The organism is Desulfovibrio aminophilus DSM 12254 (assembly GCF_000422565.1).
GTDB lineage: Bacteria > Desulfobacterota > Desulfovibrionia > Desulfovibrionales > Desulfovibrionaceae > Aminidesulfovibrio > Aminidesulfovibrio aminophilus.
On record NZ_KE383876.1, the window covers coordinates 238,638 to 260,346 of the forward strand.

Annotated in this window: 22 protein-coding genes and 1 riboswitch; of the genes, 15 read left to right on the forward strand and 7 right to left on the reverse strand. The window is 67.2% G+C overall.

Features of this window, described 5'->3' with window-relative positions; all coding sequences use genetic code 11:
• Positions 1-17 precede the first annotated feature (17 nt).
• From H587_RS19210 to H587_RS0115555, 3 genes are all read left to right on the forward strand, one after another.
• Positions 18-794, forward strand: coding sequence for a slipin family protein (locus tag H587_RS19210; protein ID WP_034609629.1), 777 nt, complete (start codon positions 18-20; stop codon positions 792-794).
• Positions 791-1,798 carry an NAD-dependent epimerase gene (locus H587_RS0115550; RefSeq protein WP_027177009.1) on the forward strand — a complete coding sequence of 336 codons (1,008 nt, stop codon included), beginning with the start codon at positions 791-793 and terminating at the stop codon, positions 1,796-1,798. The genes H587_RS19210 and H587_RS0115550 overlap by 4 nt, the downstream gene beginning before the upstream one ends.
• A 281-nt stretch (positions 1,799-2,079) precedes the next feature.
• A complete protein-coding gene (locus H587_RS0115555; RefSeq protein WP_027177010.1) occupies positions 2,080-2,883 on the forward strand; it encodes a ParA family protein in 804 nt (267 codons plus the stop codon).
• Position 2,884: 1 nt separating this feature from the next.
• Here the strand turns inward: H587_RS0115555 and H587_RS0115560 are convergent, their stop codons facing one another.
• Complete coding sequence (locus H587_RS0115560; RefSeq protein ID WP_027177011.1) at positions 2,885-3,304, reverse strand: hypothetical protein; 420 nt, start codon at positions 3,302-3,304, stop codon at positions 2,885-2,887.
• Positions 3,305-3,417: 113 nt separating this feature from the next.
• On the opposite strand from H587_RS0115560, the gene H587_RS0115565 reads away from it, so the two are divergent.
• The 3 genes from H587_RS0115565 to H587_RS0115575 all read left to right on the forward strand — a co-directional run bounded on the left by H587_RS0115565 (position 3,418) and on the right by H587_RS0115575 (position 6,821).
• Entirely contained in the window at positions 3,418-4,356 is a 939-nt protein-coding gene (locus H587_RS0115565; RefSeq protein WP_027177012.1) for a ParB/RepB/Spo0J family partition protein, read from the forward strand.
• A 38-nt stretch (positions 4,357-4,394) separates the two neighbouring features.
• The gene (gene rfaE1, locus H587_RS0115570) at positions 4,395-5,411 is read left to right on the forward strand and encodes a D-glycero-beta-D-manno-heptose-7-phosphate kinase (RefSeq protein ID WP_027177013.1); all 1,017 of its coding nucleotides are present in this window, start codon (positions 4,395-4,397) and stop codon (positions 5,409-5,411) included.
• Between the two features lie 75 nt (positions 5,412-5,486).
• Entirely contained in the window at positions 5,487-6,821 is a 1,335-nt protein-coding gene (locus tag H587_RS0115575) for an ATP-dependent 6-phosphofructokinase (protein WP_027177014.1), read from the forward strand.
• Between the two features lie 73 nt (positions 6,822-6,894).
• Here the strand turns inward: H587_RS0115575 and H587_RS0115580 are convergent, their stop codons facing one another.
• The 3 genes from H587_RS0115580 to H587_RS0115590 form a co-directional block, all read right to left on the reverse strand.
• Positions 6,895-7,296, reverse strand: a complete 402-nt coding sequence (locus tag H587_RS0115580) for a hypothetical protein (protein WP_156904595.1) — start codon at positions 7,294-7,296, stop codon at positions 6,895-6,897.
• A 25-nt stretch (positions 7,297-7,321) separates the two neighbouring features.
• Positions 7,322-7,525 (reverse strand): helix-turn-helix domain-containing protein, encoded by a 204-nt coding sequence (locus tag H587_RS0115585; RefSeq protein ID WP_245560902.1) that lies wholly within the window; start codon positions 7,523-7,525, stop codon positions 7,322-7,324.
• A 256-nt stretch (positions 7,526-7,781) separates the two neighbouring features.
• Positions 7,782-9,353, reverse strand: a complete 1,572-nt coding sequence (locus tag H587_RS0115590) for an ArnT family glycosyltransferase (RefSeq protein WP_027177017.1) — start codon at positions 9,351-9,353, stop codon at positions 7,782-7,784.
• Positions 9,354-9,603: 250 nt separating this feature from the next.
• Between H587_RS0115590 and H587_RS0115595 the strand changes: the two genes are divergently transcribed.
• The 9 genes from H587_RS0115595 (at position 9,604) to metE (ending at position 19,152) form a co-directional block, all read left to right on the forward strand.
• A complete protein-coding gene (locus H587_RS0115595; protein ID WP_027177018.1) occupies positions 9,604-10,488 on the forward strand; it encodes a carbon-nitrogen hydrolase in 885 nt (294 codons plus the stop codon).
• Positions 10,485-11,552, forward strand: a complete 1,068-nt coding sequence (locus tag H587_RS0115600) for an agmatine deiminase family protein (RefSeq protein ID WP_051203018.1) — start codon at positions 10,485-10,487, stop codon at positions 11,550-11,552. The genes H587_RS0115595 and H587_RS0115600 overlap by 4 nt, the downstream gene beginning before the upstream one ends.
• A complete protein-coding gene (queA, locus tag H587_RS0115605; RefSeq protein ID WP_027177020.1) occupies positions 11,549-12,637 on the forward strand; it encodes a tRNA preQ1(34) S-adenosylmethionine ribosyltransferase-isomerase QueA in 1,089 nt (362 codons plus the stop codon). The genes H587_RS0115600 and queA overlap by 4 nt, the downstream gene beginning before the upstream one ends.
• A 70-nt stretch (positions 12,638-12,707) precedes the next feature.
• Positions 12,708-12,950 carry a 4Fe-4S binding protein gene (locus tag H587_RS0115610; RefSeq protein ID WP_027177021.1) on the forward strand — a complete coding sequence of 81 codons (243 nt, stop codon included), beginning with the start codon at positions 12,708-12,710 and terminating at the stop codon, positions 12,948-12,950.
• Entirely contained in the window at positions 12,950-14,017 is a 1,068-nt protein-coding gene (locus tag H587_RS0115615) for a 3-methyl-2-oxobutanoate dehydrogenase subunit VorB (RefSeq protein WP_027177022.1), read from the forward strand. Before H587_RS0115610 ends, H587_RS0115615 begins: the two co-directional genes overlap by 1 nt.
• Complete coding sequence (locus H587_RS0115620; protein WP_027177023.1) at positions 14,014-14,793, forward strand: thiamine pyrophosphate-dependent enzyme; 780 nt, start codon at positions 14,014-14,016, stop codon at positions 14,791-14,793. The genes H587_RS0115615 and H587_RS0115620 overlap by 4 nt, the downstream gene beginning before the upstream one ends.
• Entirely contained in the window at positions 14,793-15,353 is a 561-nt protein-coding gene (locus tag H587_RS0115625) for a 2-oxoacid:ferredoxin oxidoreductase subunit gamma family protein (RefSeq protein ID WP_034609632.1), read from the forward strand. Before H587_RS0115620 ends, H587_RS0115625 begins: the two co-directional genes overlap by 1 nt.
• Before the next feature lie 230 nt (positions 15,354-15,583).
• Complete coding sequence (gene aroE / locus H587_RS0115630; protein WP_027177025.1) at positions 15,584-16,396, forward strand: shikimate dehydrogenase; 813 nt, start codon at positions 15,584-15,586, stop codon at positions 16,394-16,396.
• A gap of 100 nt (positions 16,397-16,496) precedes the next feature.
• A riboswitch (cobalamin riboswitch) is annotated at positions 16,497-16,709 on the forward strand.
• Between the two features lie 178 nt (positions 16,710-16,887).
• Positions 16,888-19,152, forward strand: coding sequence for a 5-methyltetrahydropteroyltriglutamate--homocysteine S-methyltransferase (gene metE, locus H587_RS0115635; RefSeq protein WP_027177026.1), 2,265 nt, complete (start codon positions 16,888-16,890; stop codon positions 19,150-19,152).
• 178 nt (positions 19,153-19,330) lie between these two features.
• Here metE and H587_RS0115640 read toward each other — a convergent pair whose 3' ends face one another.
• The 3 genes from H587_RS0115640 to H587_RS0115650 form a co-directional block, all read right to left on the reverse strand.
• Complete coding sequence (locus tag H587_RS0115640) at positions 19,331-19,861, reverse strand: carboxymuconolactone decarboxylase family protein (protein WP_027177027.1); 531 nt, start codon at positions 19,859-19,861, stop codon at positions 19,331-19,333.
• An 86-nt stretch (positions 19,862-19,947) separates the two neighbouring features.
• Entirely contained in the window at positions 19,948-20,526 is a 579-nt protein-coding gene (locus tag H587_RS0115645; RefSeq protein WP_027177028.1) for a TetR/AcrR family transcriptional regulator, read from the reverse strand.
• A 101-nt stretch (positions 20,527-20,627) separates the two neighbouring features.
• A complete protein-coding gene (locus tag H587_RS0115650; RefSeq protein ID WP_027177029.1) occupies positions 20,628-21,701 on the reverse strand; it encodes a TOBE domain-containing protein in 1,074 nt (357 codons plus the stop codon).
• Between the last annotated feature and the right edge of the window lie 8 nt (positions 21,702-21,709).

Here is a 21,709-nt window from a genome sequence, read left to right on the forward strand (position 1 = left end):
AACCCTTGGAGGACGGCATGTATACGTTTCTGCCTCTGCTGGCCATCGCTCTCGTCCTGGTCTTCGCCTCCCTGCGCGTGCTCAACGAATATGAGCGCGGCGTGATCTTCCGCCTCGGCCGGGTGATCCGGGCCAAGGGGCCGGGCATCATCCTGCTCATTCCCTGGATCGACCGCATGGTGCGCGTTTCGCTGCGGGTGGTGACCATGGACGTGCCCAATCAGGACGTGATCACCAGGGACAACGTGAGCATGAAGGTCAACGCGGTGGTCTACTTCCGCATCGTGGACCCGGTGAAGGCGGTCGTGGAGGTGGAGGACTACATTCTGGCCACATCGCAGCTTGCGCAGACCACCCTCCGCAGTGTATGTGGCGGCGTCGAGATGGACGAACTGCTGTCGCATCGCGACAAGGTCAACTCCCAGCTCCAGGCGATCCTGGATCAGCATACCGATCCCTGGGGCGTGAAGGTGACCACGGTGGAGGTCAAGTACATCGACCTGCCCCAGGAAATGCAGCGGGCCATGGCCAAGCAGGCCGAGGCCGAGCGCGAGCGACGGGCCAAGGTCATCAACGCCGAGGGCGAGTTCCAGGCGGCCGCGCGGCTGACCGAGGCCGCCGCGATCATCGGAAAGCATCCCGAGGCCATCCAGCTGCGCTATCTCCAGACCATGCGGGAGATCGCGGCCGAGAGCAAGGCGTCCACGCTCATCCCCGTGCCCGTGGATCTGCTGAGATTGTTGAGTTCACCCGCGCCCGCGGGCAACGATCAGACGAAAGAGGAGAAGGAATGAAGATTCTCGTCACCGGAGCGGCCGGCTTCATCGGCTTCCATCTGAGCCGCCGCTTCCTTGAGATGGGCCACGAGGTGGTCGGTCTGGACTGCATCAACGACTACTACGATCCGGCCATCAAACACGCCCGCCTGGACATCCTCAAGCGCCTCCCGGGCTTCACCTTCGCCCGGCTGGATCTGGCCGACGCAGCGGGCGTGGCCGGACTGTTCCAGGCCCACCGCTTCACCCACGTGGTCAACCTGGCGGCCCAGGCCGGGGTGCGTTACAGCCTCCAGCACCCCCGCGCCTACATCGACTCGAACATCGTGGGCTTCCTGAACATCCTGGAGGGCTGCCGCCACAACAAGGTCGAGCATCTGGTCTTCGCCTCCAGCAGTTCGGTGTACGGCCTGAACACGCACATGCCCCTGTCCCCGCACCGGGGCGTGGACCATCCCATCAGCCTGTACGCGGCCTCCAAGAAGTCCAACGAGATGATGGCCCACTCCTACGCCCACCTCTTCCGGCTGCCCTGCACGGGCTTGCGCTTCTTCACCGTGTACGGGCCCTGGGGACGGCCGGACATGGCCCTGTTCCTGTTCACCAAGGCCATCCTGGCGGGCGAGCCCATCAACGTCTTCAATCACGGCAAGATGCGCCGGGACTTCACCTACATCGACGACATCATTGAGGGCGTGGTGCGCGTGACCATGCGCACGGCCGCGCCCAACCCGGACTGGGATCCCATGAACCCGGACCCGGCCACCAGCTCCGCGCCCTACCGCATCTACAACATCGGCAACAATCACAGCGAGGAGCTCTCGCGCTACATCGAGGTGCTTGAGCAGCAATTGGGCAAGAAGGCCCAATGGAATCTGCTGCCCATGCAGGCGGGCGACGTCCCGGCCACTGAGGCGGACGTGGACGATCTGGTCCGCGACGTGGGGTTCAAGCCCGCCACGAGCATCGAGACCGGCATCGCCAACTTCGTGGCCTGGTATCGCGAGTATTACAGAATGTAGACAGCCGAGCCACACCAAAAGCCCCTCCGCCATCCGGCCGAGGGGCTTTTTTCTTGCCGAAAATTCACGCGGAGCACTCTCCGCAACGCGCGCATAGGCCTTTTCGTTCTTGCGTTTCTTCTACGAAAAGTCTAGATGCATGGAAGAACGACATGAGGGAAAACGCTGTTTCACGTGAAACTTACCCTCCTTCAGCTCGATTGTTTCACGTGAAACACAGCGGGGAAAACGCCTCCCAGTCGCGTCAACCACCGGAAATATCAGAAAAAGCGAGGTCCAGCGTGGCCAGAAGAATCGTCATCGCCAACCAGAAAGGCGGAGTGGGCAAGACCACCACCGCCGTCAACCTGGCGGCCTCTTTGGCGGTCATGGAGAAGAAGGTGCTCCTGGTGGACTGCGACCCCCAGGGAAACGCCTCCAGCGGCCTGGGCTTCTACCCCGGCGACCGCCGCGAGAACATCTACTCCGTGCTCTTCCAGCCCGAAAACGCCCGCAAGGCCGTCTACGATACGGGCATACCCTACCTGAGCCTGTTGCCCGGAACCCAGGATCTCGTGGGCGCGGAAATCGAGCTGGCCGACAAGTTCGGCCGTGAGTACTACGTCCGCGACCTGCTCCAGGCCCTGGACCCGGATTACGACTTCATCCTCATCGACTGCCCGCCCTCCCTGGGACTGCTCACGGTCAACGCCCTCTGCGCGGCCCGCGAACTGCTCGTCCCGCTCCAGTGCGAATACTACGCCCTGGAAGGCATCGCCCAACTGCTCATGACCTACGAGCTGGTCCGCAAGCGCCTCAATCCCGAGTTGGACATCCTGGGCGTGGTTCTGACCATGTACGACTCGCGCAACCGCCTTTCCTGGCAGGTGCGCAACGAGGTGCGCAAGGCATTCCCCCAGCACCTCTTCGAGACCATCGTGCCGCGCAACGTGCGCCTCTCCGAAGCGCCCAGCTTCGGCAAGCCGGTCATCACCTATGACATCAAGTCCACGGGCGCCGAGGCCTATCTGGCCCTGGCCCAGGAAGTGGAACGCAGCCGCACGGCCCACGCCGACGAACGCGACGCGGCCGTGGGCGTGCAGTAGGCTACTTGTAGCGGGCTTCCTTGGTGGGAATCTTGTCCTGGAACGGCGTCACTTCGGTCTTGATATGACTTTTGAAATGCTTCTTCACCACCTTGGCCCGGCAACCCTGGCAGCGGAAGGCCACCAGTCCGCCCAGGTTGGCTCCGGTCAGCCGGAACTTGCGCGGCTCGTCCTTGGACCAGTCCTCGGTGCCGGCTCCGCATTCCGAGCAGGCCACGTCCATGTCCACGGGATAGGGGAAGTCCCAGTACTGCTTGAGCAACTCCCAATCGGCCAGGGGCTCGGGCCGCTCTTCCTCGGGACGGGGGCCCAGCGCGGCCAGCACGGTTTCGCGCACCTTGAGCCATGCCTCGGCCGAAAGCTGCACGCCGAGCAGCTCGCCGGACTTGTCATACATTTCAGTGATCGGATCGAAAACCATAGGTCCTCCAAGGGGATTGGGCGATCGGAGCCCTCGGCTCCGCGTATCCGGCACTATAGGCGCGGTCCCTCCTCCCGGCAAGTGCCCGGACCGCAAGCACAAGGAGAATGAACATGGCCGCATCCACCAGGGGCCTGGGACGGGGCCTGGACGCCCTTCTCGGCGGACTCAAGCCCGAAGACGAAACCGTCGCCCCCGGCGAAGTCAAAAACATCGCCATCTCCGCCATCACGCCCAATCCGCACCAGCCGCGCAAGGAGTTCGACCCCCGCGCCCTGGACGACCTGGCCGCCAGCATCAAGGCCCAGGGCGTGCTCCAGCCCGTGCTCGTCCGGCCGCTCGGAACCGGTTCCTTCGAACTCGTGGCCGGCGAACGCCGCCTGCGGGCCTCCAAGATGGCCGGGCTCAGCGAGATACCGGCCCTGGTGCGCGAGATGGACGACCGCGAGAGCCTGGCCATCGCGCTCATCGAAAATCTCCAGCGCGAGGACCTGAACGCCCTGGAGGAAGCCGAGGGCTACAAACAGCTCCTGGACCAGTTCGGCCTGAGCCAGGAAGAGTTGGCCCGCCAGATCGGCAAGAGCCGTTCGGCCCTGGCCAACTCCCTGCGCCTGCTCAACTTGGCCCCGGAGATCCAGAAGGACGTCCGCGAGGGCCGCATCAGCGCGGGCCATGCCCGGGCCCTGTTGGCCGTGTCCGACCCCGAGGCCGCTTCCGGCCTGCACCGCCGGATCATCAAGGGCAATCTCACCGTACGTCAGGCCGAGGAGGAAGCCGGTCTGTGGAAGGCCACCGGCTCCCTGTCCCTGGCCGAGCCTGAACCCGAAGCCGAACCCGAGCCCGAAGAAGAAGCCGCGCCCCGCCCCCGCCGCACCCGCGCCAAGGATCCAGTCTTGGCCGGACTCCAAAAGCGGCTGGCTCGCGAACTGGACGCCAAGGTCCGCATCCAGGGCACCCCGGATCTCGGCAAGCTGACCATTTCCTTCTCCAGCCGGGAACGCCTGGCCGAGCTGGCGCGCCTGCTCGGCGCTCAGGACGTCGAGCTGGACTGACCACAATACAAACAACCTGGAAAAACAAGGCGTAACGGATGCTCTCCAAGCAAGCGCAACTGAAGGCCGCGGCCGCGCTCCAGGGCCGCAAGGTCTGCATCATAGGCGACCTCATGCTCGACCACTACATGATCGGCACCGTGGACCGCATCTCCCCCGAGGCGCCGGTGCCCGTGGTCCGCGTCACCAATGAGACACGCGTCCTGGGCGGCGCGGGCAACGTGGCCCAGAACATCGCCGCCCTGGGCGGCAGCCCCGTGCTCTTCGGCTGCACCGGCGACGACCCCGACGGCGCGGCCCTCGTGCGCATGACCGGCGAGGCGGGCATCGAATCGCGCATCCTCAAGGATCCGGCCCGGCCCACCACCCGCAAGACGCGCATCATCGCCCACAACCAGCAGGTGGTCCGCGTGGACTCCGAACAGCCCGACCCCCTGCCACAGAACCTGCTGGACGAACTGTTCTCCGCCCTGCGCGACGTCCTGCCCCACGTTCCGGTCATCGTGCTCTCGGACTACGGCAAGGGCATCATCTGCCGCGAGTTCATGTCGCGGCTCATGGACATGGTCAATCCCCTGCCCCGCCGCCCGCTCATCCTCGTGGACCCCAAGCCCGTGAACTACGACCTCTACAAGGGCGTGGACCTGCTCACGCCGAACACCAAGGAGGCCGGTGAGGGCGCGGGCTTGGCCGTGAGCGGCCGCGACAGCGTGCTCGCCGCCGGACAGGCCCTGTTCAAGCGCCTGCGCTGCAAGCACCTGCTCGTGACCCTGGGCGCGGGCGGCATGGCCCTGTTCGAAACTCCGGAAACCGTGCGCCAGATCCCCACCGTGGCCCAGAAGGTCTTCGACGTCACCGGCGCGGGCGACACGGTCATCGCCACCCTGGCCTTGGCCCTGGCCGCCGGAACCGATCTGCTCACCGCATGCGCCCTGGCCAATCACGCCGCCGGGCACGTGGTCGCCCAGGTGGGCGCGGCCACGGCGAGCGGCGCGGACCTGATCCGCTCCATCGAGTCCCTGCCGGAGATCGAAATCAACGCCTGGCTGGGCTGATCGGCCGACCGACGACCGGAGTCATTTGCGGAATCTCCGCGTTCTGGCATACTCACGGCAAACGGAGGACACCCCATGGCTCCCAAGAAAACTCCGGCCAAGCCCTCGGTGGATGTCGCCATCCCGAGCCTGGGCAAGGCCAAGATTCCGACGTCCCTGCGCCACTGCCGCTTCGTCAGCGACGAACAGCTCCAGCCCTTCATCCTCACCGAGGAGGAGCTGGACGAGCTGGGCCCGGACGAAACCCTCACCCTGGACGTGGAGAAGGCCGGTCCCCGCGAGTTCCTCTACTACGACTCGTCCAAGACCAAGTGCGCCATCGTCACCTGCGGAGGCCTCTGCCCGGGCATCAACGACGTCATCCGGGCCATCGTCATGACCTGCCACCACAACTACCACGTGGCCTCGGTCCTGGGCATCCGCTTCGGCCTCCAGGGCTTCATCCCCAGCTTCGGTCACAACGTGATCGAACTGACCCCCAAGGCCGTCTCCGAAATCCACCAGTTCGGCGGCACCATCCTGGGCTCCTCGCGCGGCCACCAGCCCCCCGAGGACATCGTGGACGCCCTGGAGCGCATGAACATCAGCGCCCTGTTCATGATCGGCGGCGACGGCACCATGCGCGCCGCCTCCAAGGTCGTGGACGAAATCAGCAGGCGCAATCTGCGCATCTCGGTCATCGGCGTCCCCAAGACCATCGACAACGACATCAACTTCGTGTCCCAGTCATTCGGCTTCGACACGGCCGTGGAAAAGGCCACCGAGGCCATCCAGTCGGCCCACACCGAGGCCGTGGGCGTGAACAACGGCGTCGGCCTGGTCAAGCTCATGGGCCGCGAGTCGGGCTTCATCGCCGCCCAGGCCACTCTGGCCCTCAAGGAAGTGAATTTCGTGCTCGTGCCCGAGTCGCCCTTCCACTTCGAGGGCGAACACGGCCTGCTGCCCTCCCTGGAGGAACGGCTGCGCACCCGCCACCACGCGGTCATCGTCGTGGCCGAGGGCGCGGGCCAGGACCATTGCGAGATCAGCGGCGAAAAAGACGCCTCGGGCAACCCCGTGCTCTGCGACGTCTCCACCCTGCTCATCAACAAGATCAAGGACTACTTCAAAAGCCGCGAGATGGACGTGACCCTCAAGTTCATCGACCCGAGCTACATCATCCGCTCGGTCCCGGCCAACGCCAACGACCGGGTCTACTGCGGCTTCCTGGGCCAGAACGCGGTCCACGCGGCCATGGCCGGAAAGACCGGCATGGTCGTCAGCCGCCTGCTCTCGCGCTACGTGCACCTGCCCCTGCACCTCGTCACCCGCAAGCGCAAGAAGCTCAACGTCAAGTCCGACTACTGGCGCTCCGTGCTCGAATCCACCGGCCAGATCCTCGACCCCGAGGTCCGCAAGGCCGTCTGCTGACCACCCGCGCGCAAAAAGAAAGGGGCGCTCCGCTCGGGAGCGCCCCTTTCCTATGGGACCTGAGGAGGCAGCCTCAGTCGTTGGCGGCGAGCTTGCGGATCATGTGATCGCACTCCGAATCCGCGCAGGCGTCCCGTTCGGCCTCGATGGCCAGGGACAGCAGCCCCAAAAGCTCTTCGGTGGGAATCTCAAGGGAGAAGCGCCCGTTGTTCACCACGCAGACCTCGCCCATCTCCTCCAGGAGATAGGCCCGGCGGTCGCGGGTGTGCCCGATGGCCGAGATCACGCCGTAGGCCGATCCGCCCTCCTGGCGCTCGTAGACCTTCTCGACCGTGAGCATCCCGTTGCTGTTGTTGAAGTGCATGTCCTCGGCCACGAGCCGGCCGGTGAACGTCAGATCGTCACCCATGTCGTTGGGCAACGTCACCGAGCCGATCCACCCGCCGGTCATATCCGGGCTCATGTTCCTGGGCATTCCGTTCTCCCGCGCGGCACGGCCGCTACAAAGGCAGCTTGTACTGTTTCTGGACCGGCTCCGCCTTGGCGGGCCGCTCAACCGGGGTGCCCTTCTCGATGAACTCCAGGAGGGCCGCCTCCGAAACCCGCCACTGGCTCCCGATCTTCACGGCCCGTATCGAGCCCTCGGTCACAAGCCGGTAGGCGGTGCGCGCGTGGACCCTGAGCGCCTCGGCCACCTCTTTCACCGTCAACAATCTCGGTGTCACTGGTGTGTCAGACATGTACCCAGAGTCTCACGTTGCTAGACGCATTACAAGAATTGTCATCGGTAGTCAACGATTGTCAAAGAAATACATCCAGGCTCAACGTGGCCGGAACAGGCAAGGGGCTGTACTCCATGCAAAAAAAAGTTCCCATTTCTTCACAGAATTTCATTTTCGGGTAAAGAAAAATTGATTCAATGATGGAGGGAAGTTGAAGGCAACCTTCTGAAAATTAAAGCTAAAAAAATCCCGTCTGCTGCGTGTACCAGTCCCCCTTGTAGCCTTTGCAGACATACAAGGTGAAACGCCGGGCGGGCTTGCCCCGGAACTCGGACTGAAAGTGGATCGGGTCCGAAACCGACTCGAAGAGGGGAACGATTTTTCTCGGTATGCTGTCGGAGGTTCCCTTGATCACCAGGATGGCGTCGCCGCCCTTGTAGGCTTGCGGCCCGGGCCAGAGGTCGTACTGGTTCATGCGCCGACCGTCGATCCAGGCGCAGTACGTGCGCGGCTGGCCCGGCACATAGAACGCCAGGGCCGCGGTCACGTCGTAGACGTCGCTGAAGATGAAGGTCTTGTCCGGGTCGGGCAGGCCGCGCCGCAGCTCGTCCACCTTCTGGCCCACGCTCTCCCAGCCCTTGAGCCGGTTCGTCATGTTCACGCTGTCCGGGATGGGCAGCACCGGCGCGAGGTGCAGGGCCAAGAAAATCAGAAAGGAGCAGACGAGCAGGGCGTTTCGGGCCACGCGCCGCGCCGGGTCGCGGACCAGGTCCGCGAAGCGCCAGGCCGCCAGCAGGGCCCCGGCCACGTAACTCACCGTGGTCCAGTTGGGCAGCACCTTGGCGTGAAAACTCCAGAGCAGGAAGAAGCCCCAGACCGGCAGGAAGAAGACCAGCAGCAGGCTGCTCCGCCGCGTGGCCGCGGCATCGTCCCCGGCCAGTCCGCGCGGCGCGGCCAAAAGCCGCTTCGCCGCGCTCCAGGACGCCGCCAACATGAACCAGAGCCACCAGGGCGTGGCCAGTCCCACCTGGGAGCCGAAATATTCCGGGAAGCGATCGAGCCGCAGGAGTCGGCCGGATTCCTTGCCCTCAACCCCGATGAGATAAAGCACGTGTTTGTAGCCCACGAAGTCGTTTTGCACGTTCCAGATGAACGTGGGCAGGAAGCCCAGGACCAGGGCGCCAGCCAGGGCCGGGATGAGCCGCCGCCAGAACCGCTCCGGCCGCCAGCCCTTCCACTCCAGGATCAGCCCATAGAGCACGGCCAGTCCCAAAAAGCCGAGCATGGTGTACTTGGCCAGGATGCCCACGCCCAGGGCCAGGGTCAGGATCGTGTACGGCCAGGGTCCGCCACGGCCCTCGCCCGCCGCCCAGAGGCAGAACAGGCCCACGGCCCAGCAGAGCACGAAGGGGTTGTCCGTGGTCATGAGCACGCCGAGCGCCAGGAACAGCGGCATGGTATTCATGAGCACCACGGTCCAGAAACCCACGTCCGGGCGTTTCCAGAGCCGCGCCGCGCCCAGGTAGAGCACGCCCTGGGCCAGGGCCGCGCCCGCGATGGAGCCGAAACGCACGCCCAGCTCCGTGTTCCCGAACAGCGCGGTCCAGAAGCTGATGATCCAGGCGATGAGCGGGCCCTTGGAATAGTAGGTGAGCTGAAGATGGCGCGTCCAGTCCCAGTACTGGGCCTCGTCCTGCACGAGGTTCAGCTGGCCCGAGGCCACGAACCAGACCCGGCCCAGGGTTCCGGCCAGGATGAGCAGGGCGGCCCACAGGCCGTAGCGGGGGGAATCGTCCGAACGTCGCGTCAAGAAAGCCTCCGAAAACCGTGCCCCTTCTACCCTCCCCCCTCTCCCCTGTCCATCCCCCCCGGCTTCGCCGGCTCCGCCGATTTCCAGAAAGGCGAAAGAGGGGCGACATGAGACAAGATGAGCACCCTCCCCAACACCCCGCCCTCTTCAACACCCACCCTCCCCCGCCTTTCTATAACCCCCCGAAGGGGGGGCGTTGACCGAAGGGAAGGGGAAAACTATAGGATGAGGGCAGCACGAAGGAGTCGCCATGTCCAAGGAATTCACCCTGGCCCTGATCCAATGCGCCATGCAGCCCGAGCCCGAGGCCAACCGCGAGAAGGCCCGCGACCTGGTTCTGGAGGCCGCCAAACGCGGGGCCGATCTGGTCTGCCTGCCCGAGCTGTTCGCCTCGCCCTATTTCTGCAAGCGCGAGGACAGCGAGCATTTCGACCTGGCCGAGACCATCCCGGGGCCGTCCCTGGAGATCATGAGCGCCACGGCCCGCGAGGCCGGGGTCTGCCTCGTGGTCCCGATCTTCGAGCGCCGGGGGCCGGGCATGTACCACAACACGGCCGCAATCCTGGGCCCGGACGGCGATACCCTGGGTCTGTACCGCAAGATGCACATTCCCGAGGATCCGGGATTCCACGAGAAGTTCTACTTCACGCCCGGCGACCTGGGCTTTCCGGTCTTCGACACTCCGCTGGGCCGCGTCGCGGTGCTCATCTGCTGGGACCAGTGGTTCCCGGAAGCCGCGCGCATGGCCGCGCTGCAGGGCGCGGAGCTGGTCCTCTACCCCACGGCCATCGGCAGGCTGCACGGTGAGTCCGAGAAGGAGGGCCTGCGCCAGGTGGATTCCTGGATGACCGTGCAGCGCGGGCACGCCGTGGCCAACGGCCTGTTCGTGGCCGCGGCCAACCGCATCGGCCTGGAGGAGCCCGACGGCCCGGGCGTGGCGGTGCATTTCTTCGGCAATTCCTTCGTGGCCGACCCGCGCGGCGAGGTTCTGGCCCGGGCCTCGGACGAGAAAGAAGAAATCCTCCTGGCCGAGGTGGACACCCGCCGGGTGGACGAGACGCGCCGCATCTGGCCCTTCCTGCGCGACCGGCGCATCGACGCCTACTACCCCCTGCTGGAGCGCTACGGCAAATGACCGCTACGAAATCCCCGGCGGCCCTGGGCTACAGGCTGCCCGCCGAGTGGGAGCCGCACGAGGCGACCTGGTTGGCCTGGCCCCCCAGCACCCTGGACTGGCCCGGCCGTCTCCAGGGCGCGCGCTTCGCCTTCGCGGACATGGCCCGCCGCATCTCCGGCGGCGAGGAGGTGCGCATCCTGGTCCACTCCCCGGCCGTGCGGGCGGAGGCCGCGAGAAGACTGCGCGACTGCGGCGCGGACCTGGACCGGATACGCTTCGTGGACTGCCCCGTGGACCGCTCCTGGGTCCGCGACTCCGGGCCGCTCTTCGTGCGCGACCAGGCCGGCAACACGGCCGTGGCCCGCGTGCGCTTCAACGCCTGGGCCAAGTACCCGACGCACAAGAAGGACGCCCTGGTGCCGGACGTGGCGGCCAGGGCCCTGGGCCTGCCCCTGTTTCACGTGAAAAGGAACGGCCGCCCCGTGGTGCTCGAAGGCGGCGCCATCGACGTGAACGGCGCGGGAACCCTGCTGACCACCGAGGAATGCCTGCTGGACCCTAGGGTCCAGGTGCGCAACCCCGGCTTCACGGCCAGGGACTACGAGGAGGTCTTCCGCGAGACCTTCAACGTCTCCAACGTGGTCTGGCTGGGCAAGGGCGTGGCGGGCGACGACACCCACGGCCACGTGGACGACCTCTGCCGCTTCGTGAACCGGACCACCCTGGTCCTGGCCCAGGAGGACGACCCCTCGGACGTGAACCACGCGGCCCTGGCCGAGAACCGCGAACGGCTCCAGGACGTGCGCCTGGAGGACGGCTCCCGGCCCGAGATCGTGCCCCTGCCCATGCCCGGGCCCGTGGCCTTCCGGGGAATCCGCCTGCCCGCCAGCTACGCCAATTTCTACATCGCCAACGCCTGCGTGCTCGCGCCGACCTTCAACGATCCCAACGACCGCGTGGCCCTGGGCATCCTGGCCGAACTCTTCGACCGGCCGGTCATCGGCATCCACGCCCTGGACCTCGTCTTCGGCCGGGGCACGCTCCACTGCCTGACCATGCAACAACCCGGAACCCCAGCATGACGCACATCCCGGCCGATTTTGACCTGCATTCCTACCGCTACGACCTGCCCCAAGACCGCATCGCCCAGGAGCCCCCGGCCCAACGCGGCGGCTCGAAGCTCCTGCTCCTGGACCGGGCCGAGGACCACGACGAGCGGCACGTCTTCGCCGATCTGCCGGACCTCCTGCCCGAGGGCGCGCTCCTGGTGGCCAACAATTCCCGGGTGCTGCCCGCGCGGCTTTACGGCCACAAGCCCAGCGGCGGCCGGGTGGAGTTCCTGCTCCTGGCCCCCTTGCCCCTGCTCAAGCCCGAACCCGGGCCGCACGGAACCCTGACCGCCGAGGCCGAATGCCTGCTCAAGGCCACCAAGGGCCCCCGGCCCGGCGAACGCGCGGACTTCGACTCCGACCTCTCCCTGGAGGTGCTCGCGCGCGGCGAGTTCGGCCGCTCCCGTGTGCGCCTGGCCTGGCGCGGCGACCTGGCCGCCCTGTTCCAGCGCCTGGGGCACATGCCCCTGCCGCCCTACATCCACCGGCCCGACACCCCCGAGGACCAGGAACGCTACCAGACCACCTACGCCGATCCGGGCAAGGCCGGGTCCGTGGCCGCGCCCACGGCGGGCCTGCACTTCACTCCCGAACTGCGCCGGACGCTCACGGAACGCGGCCTGGCCTGGGCCGAGGTCACGCTCTACGTGGGTTACGGCACCTTCTCGCCGGTGCGTTGCCGGGACATCCGCGAACACGCCATGCACGAGGAGTGGATCGAGGTGCCGTCCGCCACGGCCGAGGCCGTGAACCGGGCCAAGGCCGAGGGCCGCCCCGTGGTGGCCGTGGGCACCACCAGCGCCCGCTCCCTGGAGGGCATGTACGCCGCCCTGGGCCGCGTGGGAGCCTATACCGGCCCCACGGACCTCTTCCTCTACCCCGGCCGCGAATTCCATGTCCTGGATATGCTCCTGACCAATTTCCATTTGCCAGAATCATCGCTCCTGATTATGGTTTCGGCCCTAGCAGGCCGGGAAAGAATCCTGGAAGCCTACCGCAACGCCCTGTCCTCCGGCTTCCGCTTCTTCTCCTACGGCGACGCCATGCTCATACGCTGACAATCGCGGGGAAGCCCGGACGAAGCCTGATCCCAGGCCCTTTTCCGGCGTCCCCGCCCAGGAGGTCTGCATGTCGCGGATAGAGGTCGACGAAGCCCTGTGCAAGGGCTGTCTGTTGTGCACCACGGTCTGTCCCGTGGGCATCATCGTGCAATCGTCGCGGTTCAACCAGCAGGGGTACAAGGTGGCCGAGGTTCCCGAGGCCGACCGTGGAAAGTGCACCGGCTGCGCGTCCTGCGCCACGATCTGCCCGGACCTGGCCATCACGGTCTGGCGGAGCAGGAAACCGGCCAAGGCCAAGGGAGGCGCGTGATGGCCAAGAACGAACGCAAGTTCCTCAAGGGCAACGAGGCCGTGGCCCACGGCGCGTTGGCCGCCGGGTGCCGCTGCTTCTTCGGCTACCCCATCACCCCCCAGAACGACATTCCCGAGTTCATGTCCAAGGCCATCGTGGACGCTGGCGGCGAGTTCGTCCAGGCCGAGAGCGAGGTGGCCGCGGCCAACATGCTTCTCGGCGCGGGCGCGTGCGGCATCCGGGCCATGACCTCCTCGTCCAGCCCGGGCGTCTCGCTCAAGCAGGAGGCCATCTCCTACATGGCGGGCAGCGACATCCCGGCGGTCATCGTGAACATGAGCCGGGGCGGCCCGGGCCTGGGCGACATCGGCCCCAGCCAGGGCGACTACTACCAGTCCACGCGCGGCGGCGGCCACGGCGACTACCGCACCCTGGTCCTGGCCCCCGGAACGGTCCAGGAGGCCTTCGACCTGACCATGCTGGCCTTCGACCTGGCCTTCAAATACCGCAACCCCGTGCTCGTCCTGGGCGACGCCATCGTCGGCCAGATGAAGGAGCCCGTGCTCATGCGCCCGGCCGTGAAGGTCTCCAAGGCCGAGGGCAAGTCCTGGCGCTTGGAGGGCAAGGGAACGCGCAAGCCGCGCATCATCAAGTCCCTGTTCCTGGACGACGGCGCCCTGGCCGACCAGAACCGGCGGCTCCAGGCGAAGTACGAAGCCATGCGCGCCGAGATCATGGCCGAGGAGTTCCAGGTCAAGGACGCCGAACTGGTGGTCGTGGCCTTCGGCTCCATCGGCCGCATCGCCAAGACCGCCGTGCGCAAGCTGCGGGCCAAGGGCAAGAAGGTCGGCCTGTTCCGGCCCATCACCCTCTTCCCCTTCCCGGACGCGGCCCTGGCCAAGCTGGCCAAGGCGGGCAAGAAATTCCTGACCATCGAGCACAACCTGGGCCAGATGGTGGACGACGTGCGGCTGGCCGTCCGGGCGCACGCCGACTCCGGCTTCTTCGGCGTCTACCCCGGCGACATGCCCTCGCCCGAAGACTTCGAGGAACCCATCCTGAAGGCCCTGCGGAGGAAGAAATGAGCGCCGCCACCAAAGAACAGGAAGTCCTGGCCTTCGAGCGGCCCGAGGTCATGGCCGACCGGGCCACCCACTACTGCCCCGGCTGCCACCACGGCGTGGCCCATCGCCTCGTGGCCGAGCTGCTCACCGAAATGGAGCTGGTGGAGAAGACCATCTGCGTCACCTCCATCGGCTGCTCGGTGTTCCTCTACAACTACCTCCTGGTGGACTCCGTCGAGGCCCCCCACGGCCGCGCCCCGGCCGTGGCCACCGGCGTCAAGCGCGCCCGGCCCGACAACTTCGTGCTCACCTACCAGGGCGACGGCGACCTGGCCTCCATCGGCATGGCCGAGATCATGCACTGCGCCAACCGCGGCGAGCGCGTCTCCGTGGTCTTCGTCAACAACACCGTCTACGGCATGACCGGCGGCCAGATGGCCCCGACCACGCTCATCGGCCAGAAGACCACCACCTGCCCCGGCGGCCGCTGCCGCGAGCACGAAGGCATGCCCATCAAGATGGCCGAGATCATCGCCGGGCTCGGCGGCACCGTGTTCTCCGCCCGCGCGGCCCTGAACAACGTGAAGAACATCCGTCAGGCCAAGAAGTTCCTCAAGACCGCCTTCGAAGTCCAGACCAAGGGCCTCGGCTTCGGCTTCGTGGAACTCCTCTCGGCCTGCCCCACCAACTGGAAGATGAACCCGATCAAGGCCAACCAGCGCATCGAGACCGAGATGATCCCCTACTTCCCCCTGGGGATATACAAGGACCTCTCCAACGAAGGAGGCGTCTGCTGATGGCCGCCAAAAAAACCCAGCACCTGGACGCGATCATCGCCGGCTTCGGCGGCCAGGGCGTGCTGCTCATCGGCAACCTCCTGGCCTACGCGGGCATGAACGCCGGGCTCAACGTCACCTACATCCCGGTCTACGGCGCGGAAATGCGCGGCGGCACGGCCAACTGCACCGTGATCCTCTCCTCCGAGGACATCGGCTCGCCCATCGTGCGCCGCCCCCAGAGCCTCATCGCCATGAACCGGCCGTCCCTGGACAAGTTCCAGGCCCGCGTCCTCGACGGCGGAACCGTGATCGTCAACTCCTCGCTCATCGACGACCACCTCATGGACACCAAGCGCCTGGACTGCCGTTCCGTGCGCTGCAACGAGATCGCGGACAAGCTCGGCAACTCGCGCATGGCCAACATGGTCGCCCTGGGAGCCTACGTCGCCGCCACCGGCATCGTCTCCCTGGACACGGTCATCAAGAGCTTGGAAAACGTCATCTCCGCCAGCTACAAGGATCTCATCCCCAAGAACGCCAAGGCCCTGGAAGCCGGGGCCGAGGCCGTGGGCGAATAGCGAAACGAACCGGGGGGCTCCGCGCCCCCCGGCCCCCCGCGCCAGGGCTGAGCCCTGGACCCGACAGCGCCGGAGGAGTCTTTCCGGCCCAGCCGTGGCGCGCCCCGCACGGCGACCAAAGGTCGCCGTGCGGGCCGCGCCGCCATGAGGGGTCCAGGGGCCATCGGCCCCTGGCCGGGGTTCGGGGCGAGGAGCCCCGCTATTCTCTTCTTTTCCAGGAGGAATGCGCCATGACCGAGCAATACGCCGTGATCGGGCATCCGCTGGGGCATACGTTGAGCCCGCTGCTGCACAACTGGGGCTTCGAGCACAGGCACGTGGACGCGCGCTACGCGGCCCTGCCGGTGACGCCCGGAGAACTGGACGGGTTCATGGAGCGGGTGCGCGGCGGGGCCTTCGCGGGCCTGTCCGTGACCATTCCGCACAAGCGGGCGGTCATGGCCCACCTGGACGGCCTGACGCCCCGGGCCGAGGCCGTGGGCGCGGTGAACACGGTCTTCTGGCGGGACGGCCTGCTGCTGGGCGAAAACACGGACGTGCTCGGCATCGTGGAGTCCTTGCGGAACCTGGGGCCGTTCCGGCGCGGGCTGGTGCTCGGGGCCGGTGGAGCGGCCCGGGCGGCGGTGGCCGCGCTCAAGGAACTGGGTCTGGGCGGCATCTTCGTGGTCAACCGCACGCGGGACAAGGCCGAGGCCCTGGCGCGGGAATTCGGGGCCACGGCGGCGCCGTGGGAGTCGCGGGCGACGCTCGGCGCGGACCTGCTCGTGAACACCACGCCCCTGGGCATGTCCGGCGAGCGGGTGGAGGAATGCCCATGGCCCGGGAATACGCCCATTCCCTCGGATCTCACGGTCTTCGACCTGGTCTACAACCCGCTCGTGACCATTCTTCTCCAAAGAGCCAAGGCCGCAGGTTGCCGGACCATCTCCGGGCTGGAGATGTTCCTGCGCCAGGGACTGGCCCAGTTCAAGCTCTGGACCGGGCTGGACCTGGACCCGGATCAAGCCCGCACCCTGCTCCTGAACGCGCTCCAGGCCCCCTGATTTTTTTATGACCCCCCGCGCGATCCAAGGCCGCGCCCTGGCCAGGTCCGAGGGTGGAGCCCCCGGCTCTTCATCTTGACAGCAGGTCCTCACGCCGGTAGGCAGGCGGGACTGTTCTTTCCATAACGATTCCCTGGAAAACGGAAGACGGTGTGAATCCGTCGCAGACGCGCTGCCGTGACCGGGATACGCGCGGGGCATCCACTGGACCTTGGAGGTCCGGGAAGGCTGCCCCGGCCGGTTCGCTTGAACCGGAGGCGGAACCCCGCCCGCGCCCGGAAGCCGGAAGACGCTCCAGGGCTGTCGCTCATTCGGGCCTCGCGAACCGGGTTCGGAATGGATACGCCATATTCCGGGGACACGTGCGCCCCGGACTTGCGCAGCCGTTCAGCCCGCTTTTGAGAAAAAGCGGGCTTTTCTTTTCCATTCCCGCGTCCGCCTGTATGCTCCGATATGAGCAGAATCCCAACGCGCAGAAGGAGGATTTGTTCATGTTGACGCAGACCTTGGGTTTCCCGCGCATCGGGCGCGACCGCGAATTGAAGCGGGCGGTGGAGGGCTACTGGAAGGGCGAGGTGGACCGGGAGGCCCTGGCCGCCACGGCCGCCGCGCTGCGGGCCGAGCACTGGCGGATGCAGCGGGAGGCGGGCGTGGACCTGCTGCCCGTGGGCGACTTCGCGCTCTACGACCAGATGCTCGACCTGTCGCTCATGCTCGGCTGCGTGCCGGAGCGCTATGCCGGTCGCGGGGAGCCCGGCCTGGAGACGATGTTCCTCATGGCCCGGGGCGGCGTGGGCGTGGGGGCCATGGAGATGACCAAGTGGTTCGACACGAACTACCACTACATCGTGCCCGAGCTGGCGGCGGGACAGGTCTTCCGGCCCTCGGCCGGTCGGCTGGCCGGGGAGCTGCGCGAGGCGGCCCGGGCCGGATACGCGGCCAAGGCCGTGCTGCCCGGACCGTTCACCTTCCTGGCCCTGGCCAAGACGGCCGCGCCGGGTCTGGACAAGTGGTCCCTGCTGGAACCGCTCATTGAGGCGTATGAGGCGCTGTTGCGCGAGATCGGCCGGGAGTGCGGCTGGCTGCAGATCGACGAGCCCGTGCTGGTGATGGGCCTGCCCGGGACGGTCCGGGACCGCTTCCGGCCGGTGCTGGAGCGGCTGCGCGGGGCGGCGGGCAAGGCCCGGCTCATGCTGGCCACCTATTTCGGCGGCGTCGCGGCCCAGGCGGACCTGCTGGACGGCCTGGCCGCGGACTGCCTGCACCTGGATCTGGTGCGCGCGCCGGAGCAGCTGGAGCCGGTGGCGGCGAAACTACCGAAGGACTGCGCCTTGTCCCTGGGGCTGGTGGACGGCCGCAACGTCTGGCGCGCGGACCTGGGCCGGGCCCTGGCCCTGGGCCGCAGGGCCGTGGAGCTGGTCGGCCCGGAGCGGCTCCTGGTCGCGCCGTCCTGCTCCCTGCTGCACGCGCCCGTAGACCTGGCGGCCGAGACGGCCCTGGACCCGGAAGTGCGGGAGTGGATGGCCTTCGCCCTGCAGAAGTGCGGGGAGCTGCGCCTGTTGGCCGACGCCCTGGAAGGCCGGGACGTGGCGGAGGCGTTGGGGGAGAACGCCCGGATCATGGAGCGCCGCCGGAGCTGCGCCAAGGCCTTGAACCCGGCCGTGCGCGACCGGGCGGCGGCGGTGACGCCGGAGATGACCGCCCGGCGTTCGCCCTACTCCGTGCGCAACGAGGAACAACGCACGCGCCTGGACCTGCCGGAGCTGCCCACCACGACCATCGGCTCCTTCCCGCAGACCACCGAGGTGCGCGCCGCCCGGGCCGCGTTCAAGGCCGGGAAGCTGGACCGGATGGGCTACGAACAGGCCATGACCGGCTTCATCCGCCGGGCCGTGGAGGCCCAGGAGGCGGCCGGGCTGGACGTGCTCGTGCATGGCGAGCCCGAGCGCAACGACATGGTGGAGTACTTCGGCGAGCAGTTGGACGGGTTCTGCTTCACGAAGAACGGCTGGGTCCAGAGCTACGGCACGCGCTGCGTGAAGCCGCCGGTGATCTACGGCGACGTGTCCCGGCCCCGGGCCATGACCGTGGCGTGGTGGGAGCAGGCCGCCGCGATGACGAAGAAGCCCATGAAGGGCATGCTCACCGGGCCGGTGACCATTCTCTGCTGGAGCTTCGTGCGCGACGACCAGCCGCGCTCGGCCACCTGCCGCCAGATCGCCCTGGCCATCCGCGACGAGGTGGCGGATCTGGAGCGGGCCGGAGCGCCCATGGTGCAGATCGACGAGCCCGCCCTGCGCGAGGGCCTGCCCCTGGAACCCGAAAATCGCGGGGAGTATCTGGACTGGGCCGTGGAGTGCTTCCGGCTGGCCTCCACGGGCGTTTCCGACGCCACGCAGATCCATACCCACATGTGCTACGCGGAATTCAACGAGATCATCGAATGGATCGCGGCCATGGACGCGGACGTGATCAGCATCGAGGCCGGCCGCAGCGGCATGGAGCTGCTGGAGGCCTTCGGCCGCTTCCACTACCCCAACGAGGTGGGCCCGGGCGTCTGGGACATCCACAGCCCGCGCGTGCCGGGCGTGGAGGAGATGGTCGGGCTCCTGGAGAAGGCGCTGCGGGTGATCCCGCGCGAACGGCTCTGGGTCAACCCGGACTGCGGCCTGAAGACCCGCGACTGGCCCGAAACCGAGGCGTCCATGCGGAACATGGTCGAGGCGGCCCGGAAGTTGCGGCGGCCGAAGGCCTGAGGGAAGCGCCGGGGAAACCCCTTTTTTGCAAAGAAGGAGGTTTCCCCGGACCCCTTCCTCAAAAAAACGTCACAGTGGCGCGGAGCGTCGGCGGCCGAGGCCGCCGGGCGCTCCGCGCCACGCGATTGGCCGGGGTCGGGCGGCCCGGGCGCGGGTGAAGAAAGGCGAAAGAGCCTTTCTATGAAGCGGCGGAGCCGCGGACAAAAGCCTTCTGCAGGGCGGCCGAGGCCATCAGGCTCGCGCCGTGGGCCGTGGCGTCCAGGATGTCCGCGTCGGTCCAGCCCTGGGCCCGCAGGCCGTCCAGATCGGCGGCGCTGACGGAAGCCGGTTCGGACAGGGCCCTGCGCACGAAGACCACCAGGGCGGCCTCGCGTTCCTCCAGGGATTCCGGGGCCCGGCCCTGGGACAGGGCCTCCAGATCCGCGCCGCTCATGCCCATGCGCTGGAGCAGGCTGCTGTTGAAGGCCAGACAGGCGTCGTGGCAGGACAGATTCGAGGCCGCGTAGCGGATGGCGGCCAGGAGCGGCGCGCTCAGGGTCTTGTGCCCACCGAAATAACGCAGGCCGCCGAACTGGACCTGCTGGAGTTCGGGGCTGGCCGAGAGCAGGCGCATGGGCATGGGCACCTCGCCGAGCTGGTCGAAGGCCGAATACACCTGGGCCACACTGCCCGTGGCCTGGCCGGGTTCCACCGTCTTGAGCAGAATCATGTCTTTCTCCTTGGGGTTTGTATCGTAATAGACCGGTCAACTATTTTCAGGCGCGAACAGGGGCGACGCTTGCCGATGCGCGCGGCCTAGGCCAACAGATGATCGAAGAGGAATTCCTCGAAACGCAGCAGAGGCCCGGGGTTCTTCTCCACCTTCATGCGCAGGAGCGCACCCTCCCAGGAGTCCAGGATGAAGGCCGCCGCGCGCTCGGGGTCCAAGCCGGGTTTCAGTTCGCCGCGATCGCGGGCCTGGGCCAGGAGCCCGGCCAGCCGGGAGGACATGGCCGCCATGGCGGTCTGGAGCGCCTGGCGCATGGCCGGAGAGAGGTCGCTCATCTCCTGGGCTAGGTTGCCCAGGGGGCAGCCCCGGACGCAGCCGCCCTCGGCCTGGAACCCCCGAAAGGTCTCGAACAGCCGGCGCAGACGGATCAGGGGCGGATCGTCGCCCTGGTCCAGAAGGGAGGCGGAGACCCCGGCCATGCGCTGGGCATGGTGTTCCACCAAGGCCAAGCCGAAGTCCTCCTTGCTTTTGAAATAAAAATAGAAGGAACCCTTGGGCACCCCGGCGGCGGCCAGGATGTCGGCCAATCCGGTGTTGTGGAAACCCTGGCGGTGGATGAGATCCGCCCCGGCGTCGAGAATGGCCTGCCTCGCGTCACGCTTCATGCGGCAACTAATAGACCAGTCGTCTAGATTGCGTCAACAAAAAAAATCTCCCGCCTTTGCGGGGACCGGCGAAGCCGGGGAACTTTTCAGCGCCCTGCTTGCTAGTCGACCTTGAGGATCACGGAATAGGCGGAAAAGGTCACCCAGGCGGGATTTCCGGCGCACAGCTCGAGGCGCTGGGCGCTCTCGGCCGTGGTCACGGAACAGACGCGGGTGTCGTCGGCCAGGCGCACGATGACCTCGGCCGTGAGCTTGCCCACGGTCACGCGGTCGATGACGCCCTGCAGGCGGTTTTCGGCCGACGAGCGGGGCTCGGTCCCGCAGGTCTCCACCAGAACCCAGGGAGCCTTGATTTCGGCGGTGAGGAGCATCCCCGGCCGGATGCCCAGGGACTGCACGCTGTCCACGGTGATGACCGAGGATATGGCGTGCCCGCCCAGGGTGGAAAGCTCCACGCGGGCCTGGATGTCGCCCTGGATCACGCGGGCGACCTTGCCGAAGAAGGCGTTGCGCGCGCTGGTCTTGCGACGGGACTCGCGCTCCAGGATGTGTTCGGTGATGCGCTTCTTGTCCTCCTCGGAGAAGTCCAGGAAGGCGGCGGTGAGGTCGGCGGAGGACTGGCCGAGCATGTCCTGGACCACCTTGAGGGGCATGTCGCCGCGCAGCAGCTCGATGGCCCGGGAGCGGCGCAAAACCGTGGGATTGGCCAGCTCCAGGGGGATTCCGGCGGCCCGGGAGCGCTCCTGGAACTTGCGGCGGATGTGGCCCTGGTCCATGTGGCAAAGCGTTCCGCGCAGAGGCAGGAGCGCCGGGTCGGCCAGCAGGCGGCGCAATTCCGAGGCGGCCTCGTCGGACAGGCGCACCTCGCGCGTGGCCTTGCGGCCGCGAAAGCGGACCACCCCGGCCACGGGGTCCAGATCCTCGGCGTCGTCCAGGGCCAGAACCTCGCCCAGGCGCGCGCCCGTATGGCGCAGGAGGAGGTAGATGAGCCAGAGCCGCAGCCGCGACCGGCGGGTGTCCGCGCGGCGGGATTGCTCGGCCCACTTGGCGAAGGCCTCGGTCAGCCGGGCCAGATCGATGGTGTCCAGGTACTTCACCCCCTCGGGCACGGCGAAGACGGCCGAGGGGTTGAGGCGTCCGTTTTCCTGGTCCGGAGGCGGTTGACGGCTCTTCATCCATGCAG

Bases quoted from the DNA above. Each gene is read 5' to 3' on its own strand.
- H587_RS19210 (WP_034609629.1), top strand. From the start codon at position 18: ATGTATACGTTTCTGCCTCTGCTGGCCATCGCTCTCGTCCTGGTCTTC.
- H587_RS0115550 (WP_027177009.1), top strand. From the start codon at position 791: ATGAAGATTCTCGTCACCGGAGCGGCCGGCTTCATCGGCTTCCATCTG.
- H587_RS0115560 (WP_027177011.1), bottom strand. From the start codon at position 3,304: ATGGTTTTCGATCCGATCACTGAAATGTATGACAAGTCCGGCGAGCTG.
- H587_RS0115565 (WP_027177012.1), top strand. From the start codon at position 3,418: ATGGCCGCATCCACCAGGGGCCTGGGACGGGGCCTGGACGCCCTTCTC.
- rfaE1 (WP_027177013.1), top strand. From the start codon at position 4,395: ATGCTCTCCAAGCAAGCGCAACTGAAGGCCGCGGCCGCGCTCCAGGGC.
- H587_RS0115575 (WP_027177014.1), top strand. From the start codon at position 5,487: ATGGCTCCCAAGAAAACTCCGGCCAAGCCCTCGGTGGATGTCGCCATC.
- H587_RS0115580 (WP_156904595.1), bottom strand. From the start codon at position 7,296: ATGCCCAGGAACATGAGCCCGGATATGACCGGCGGGTGGATCGGCTCG.
- H587_RS0115595 (WP_027177018.1), top strand. From the start codon at position 9,604: ATGTCCAAGGAATTCACCCTGGCCCTGATCCAATGCGCCATGCAGCCC.
- H587_RS0115600 (WP_051203018.1), top strand. From the start codon at position 10,485: ATGACCGCTACGAAATCCCCGGCGGCCCTGGGCTACAGGCTGCCCGCC.
- queA (WP_027177020.1), top strand. From the start codon at position 11,549: ATGACGCACATCCCGGCCGATTTTGACCTGCATTCCTACCGCTACGAC.
- H587_RS0115610 (WP_027177021.1), top strand. From the start codon at position 12,708: ATGTCGCGGATAGAGGTCGACGAAGCCCTGTGCAAGGGCTGTCTGTTG.
- H587_RS0115615 (WP_027177022.1), top strand. From the start codon at position 12,950: ATGGCCAAGAACGAACGCAAGTTCCTCAAGGGCAACGAGGCCGTGGCC.
- H587_RS0115620 (WP_027177023.1), top strand. From the start codon at position 14,014: ATGAGCGCCGCCACCAAAGAACAGGAAGTCCTGGCCTTCGAGCGGCCC.
- H587_RS0115625 (WP_034609632.1), top strand. From the start codon at position 14,793: ATGGCCGCCAAAAAAACCCAGCACCTGGACGCGATCATCGCCGGCTTC.
- aroE (WP_027177025.1), top strand. From the start codon at position 15,584: ATGACCGAGCAATACGCCGTGATCGGGCATCCGCTGGGGCATACGTTG.
- metE (WP_027177026.1), top strand. From the start codon at position 16,888: ATGTTGACGCAGACCTTGGGTTTCCCGCGCATCGGGCGCGACCGCGAA.
- H587_RS0115640 (WP_027177027.1), bottom strand. From the start codon at position 19,861: ATGATTCTGCTCAAGACGGTGGAACCCGGCCAGGCCACGGGCAGTGTG.
- H587_RS0115645 (WP_027177028.1), bottom strand. From the start codon at position 20,526: ATGAAGCGTGACGCGAGGCAGGCCATTCTCGACGCCGGGGCGGATCTC.
- H587_RS0115650 (WP_027177029.1), bottom strand. From the start codon at position 21,701: ATGAAGAGCCGTCAACCGCCTCCGGACCAGGAAAACGGACGCCTCAAC.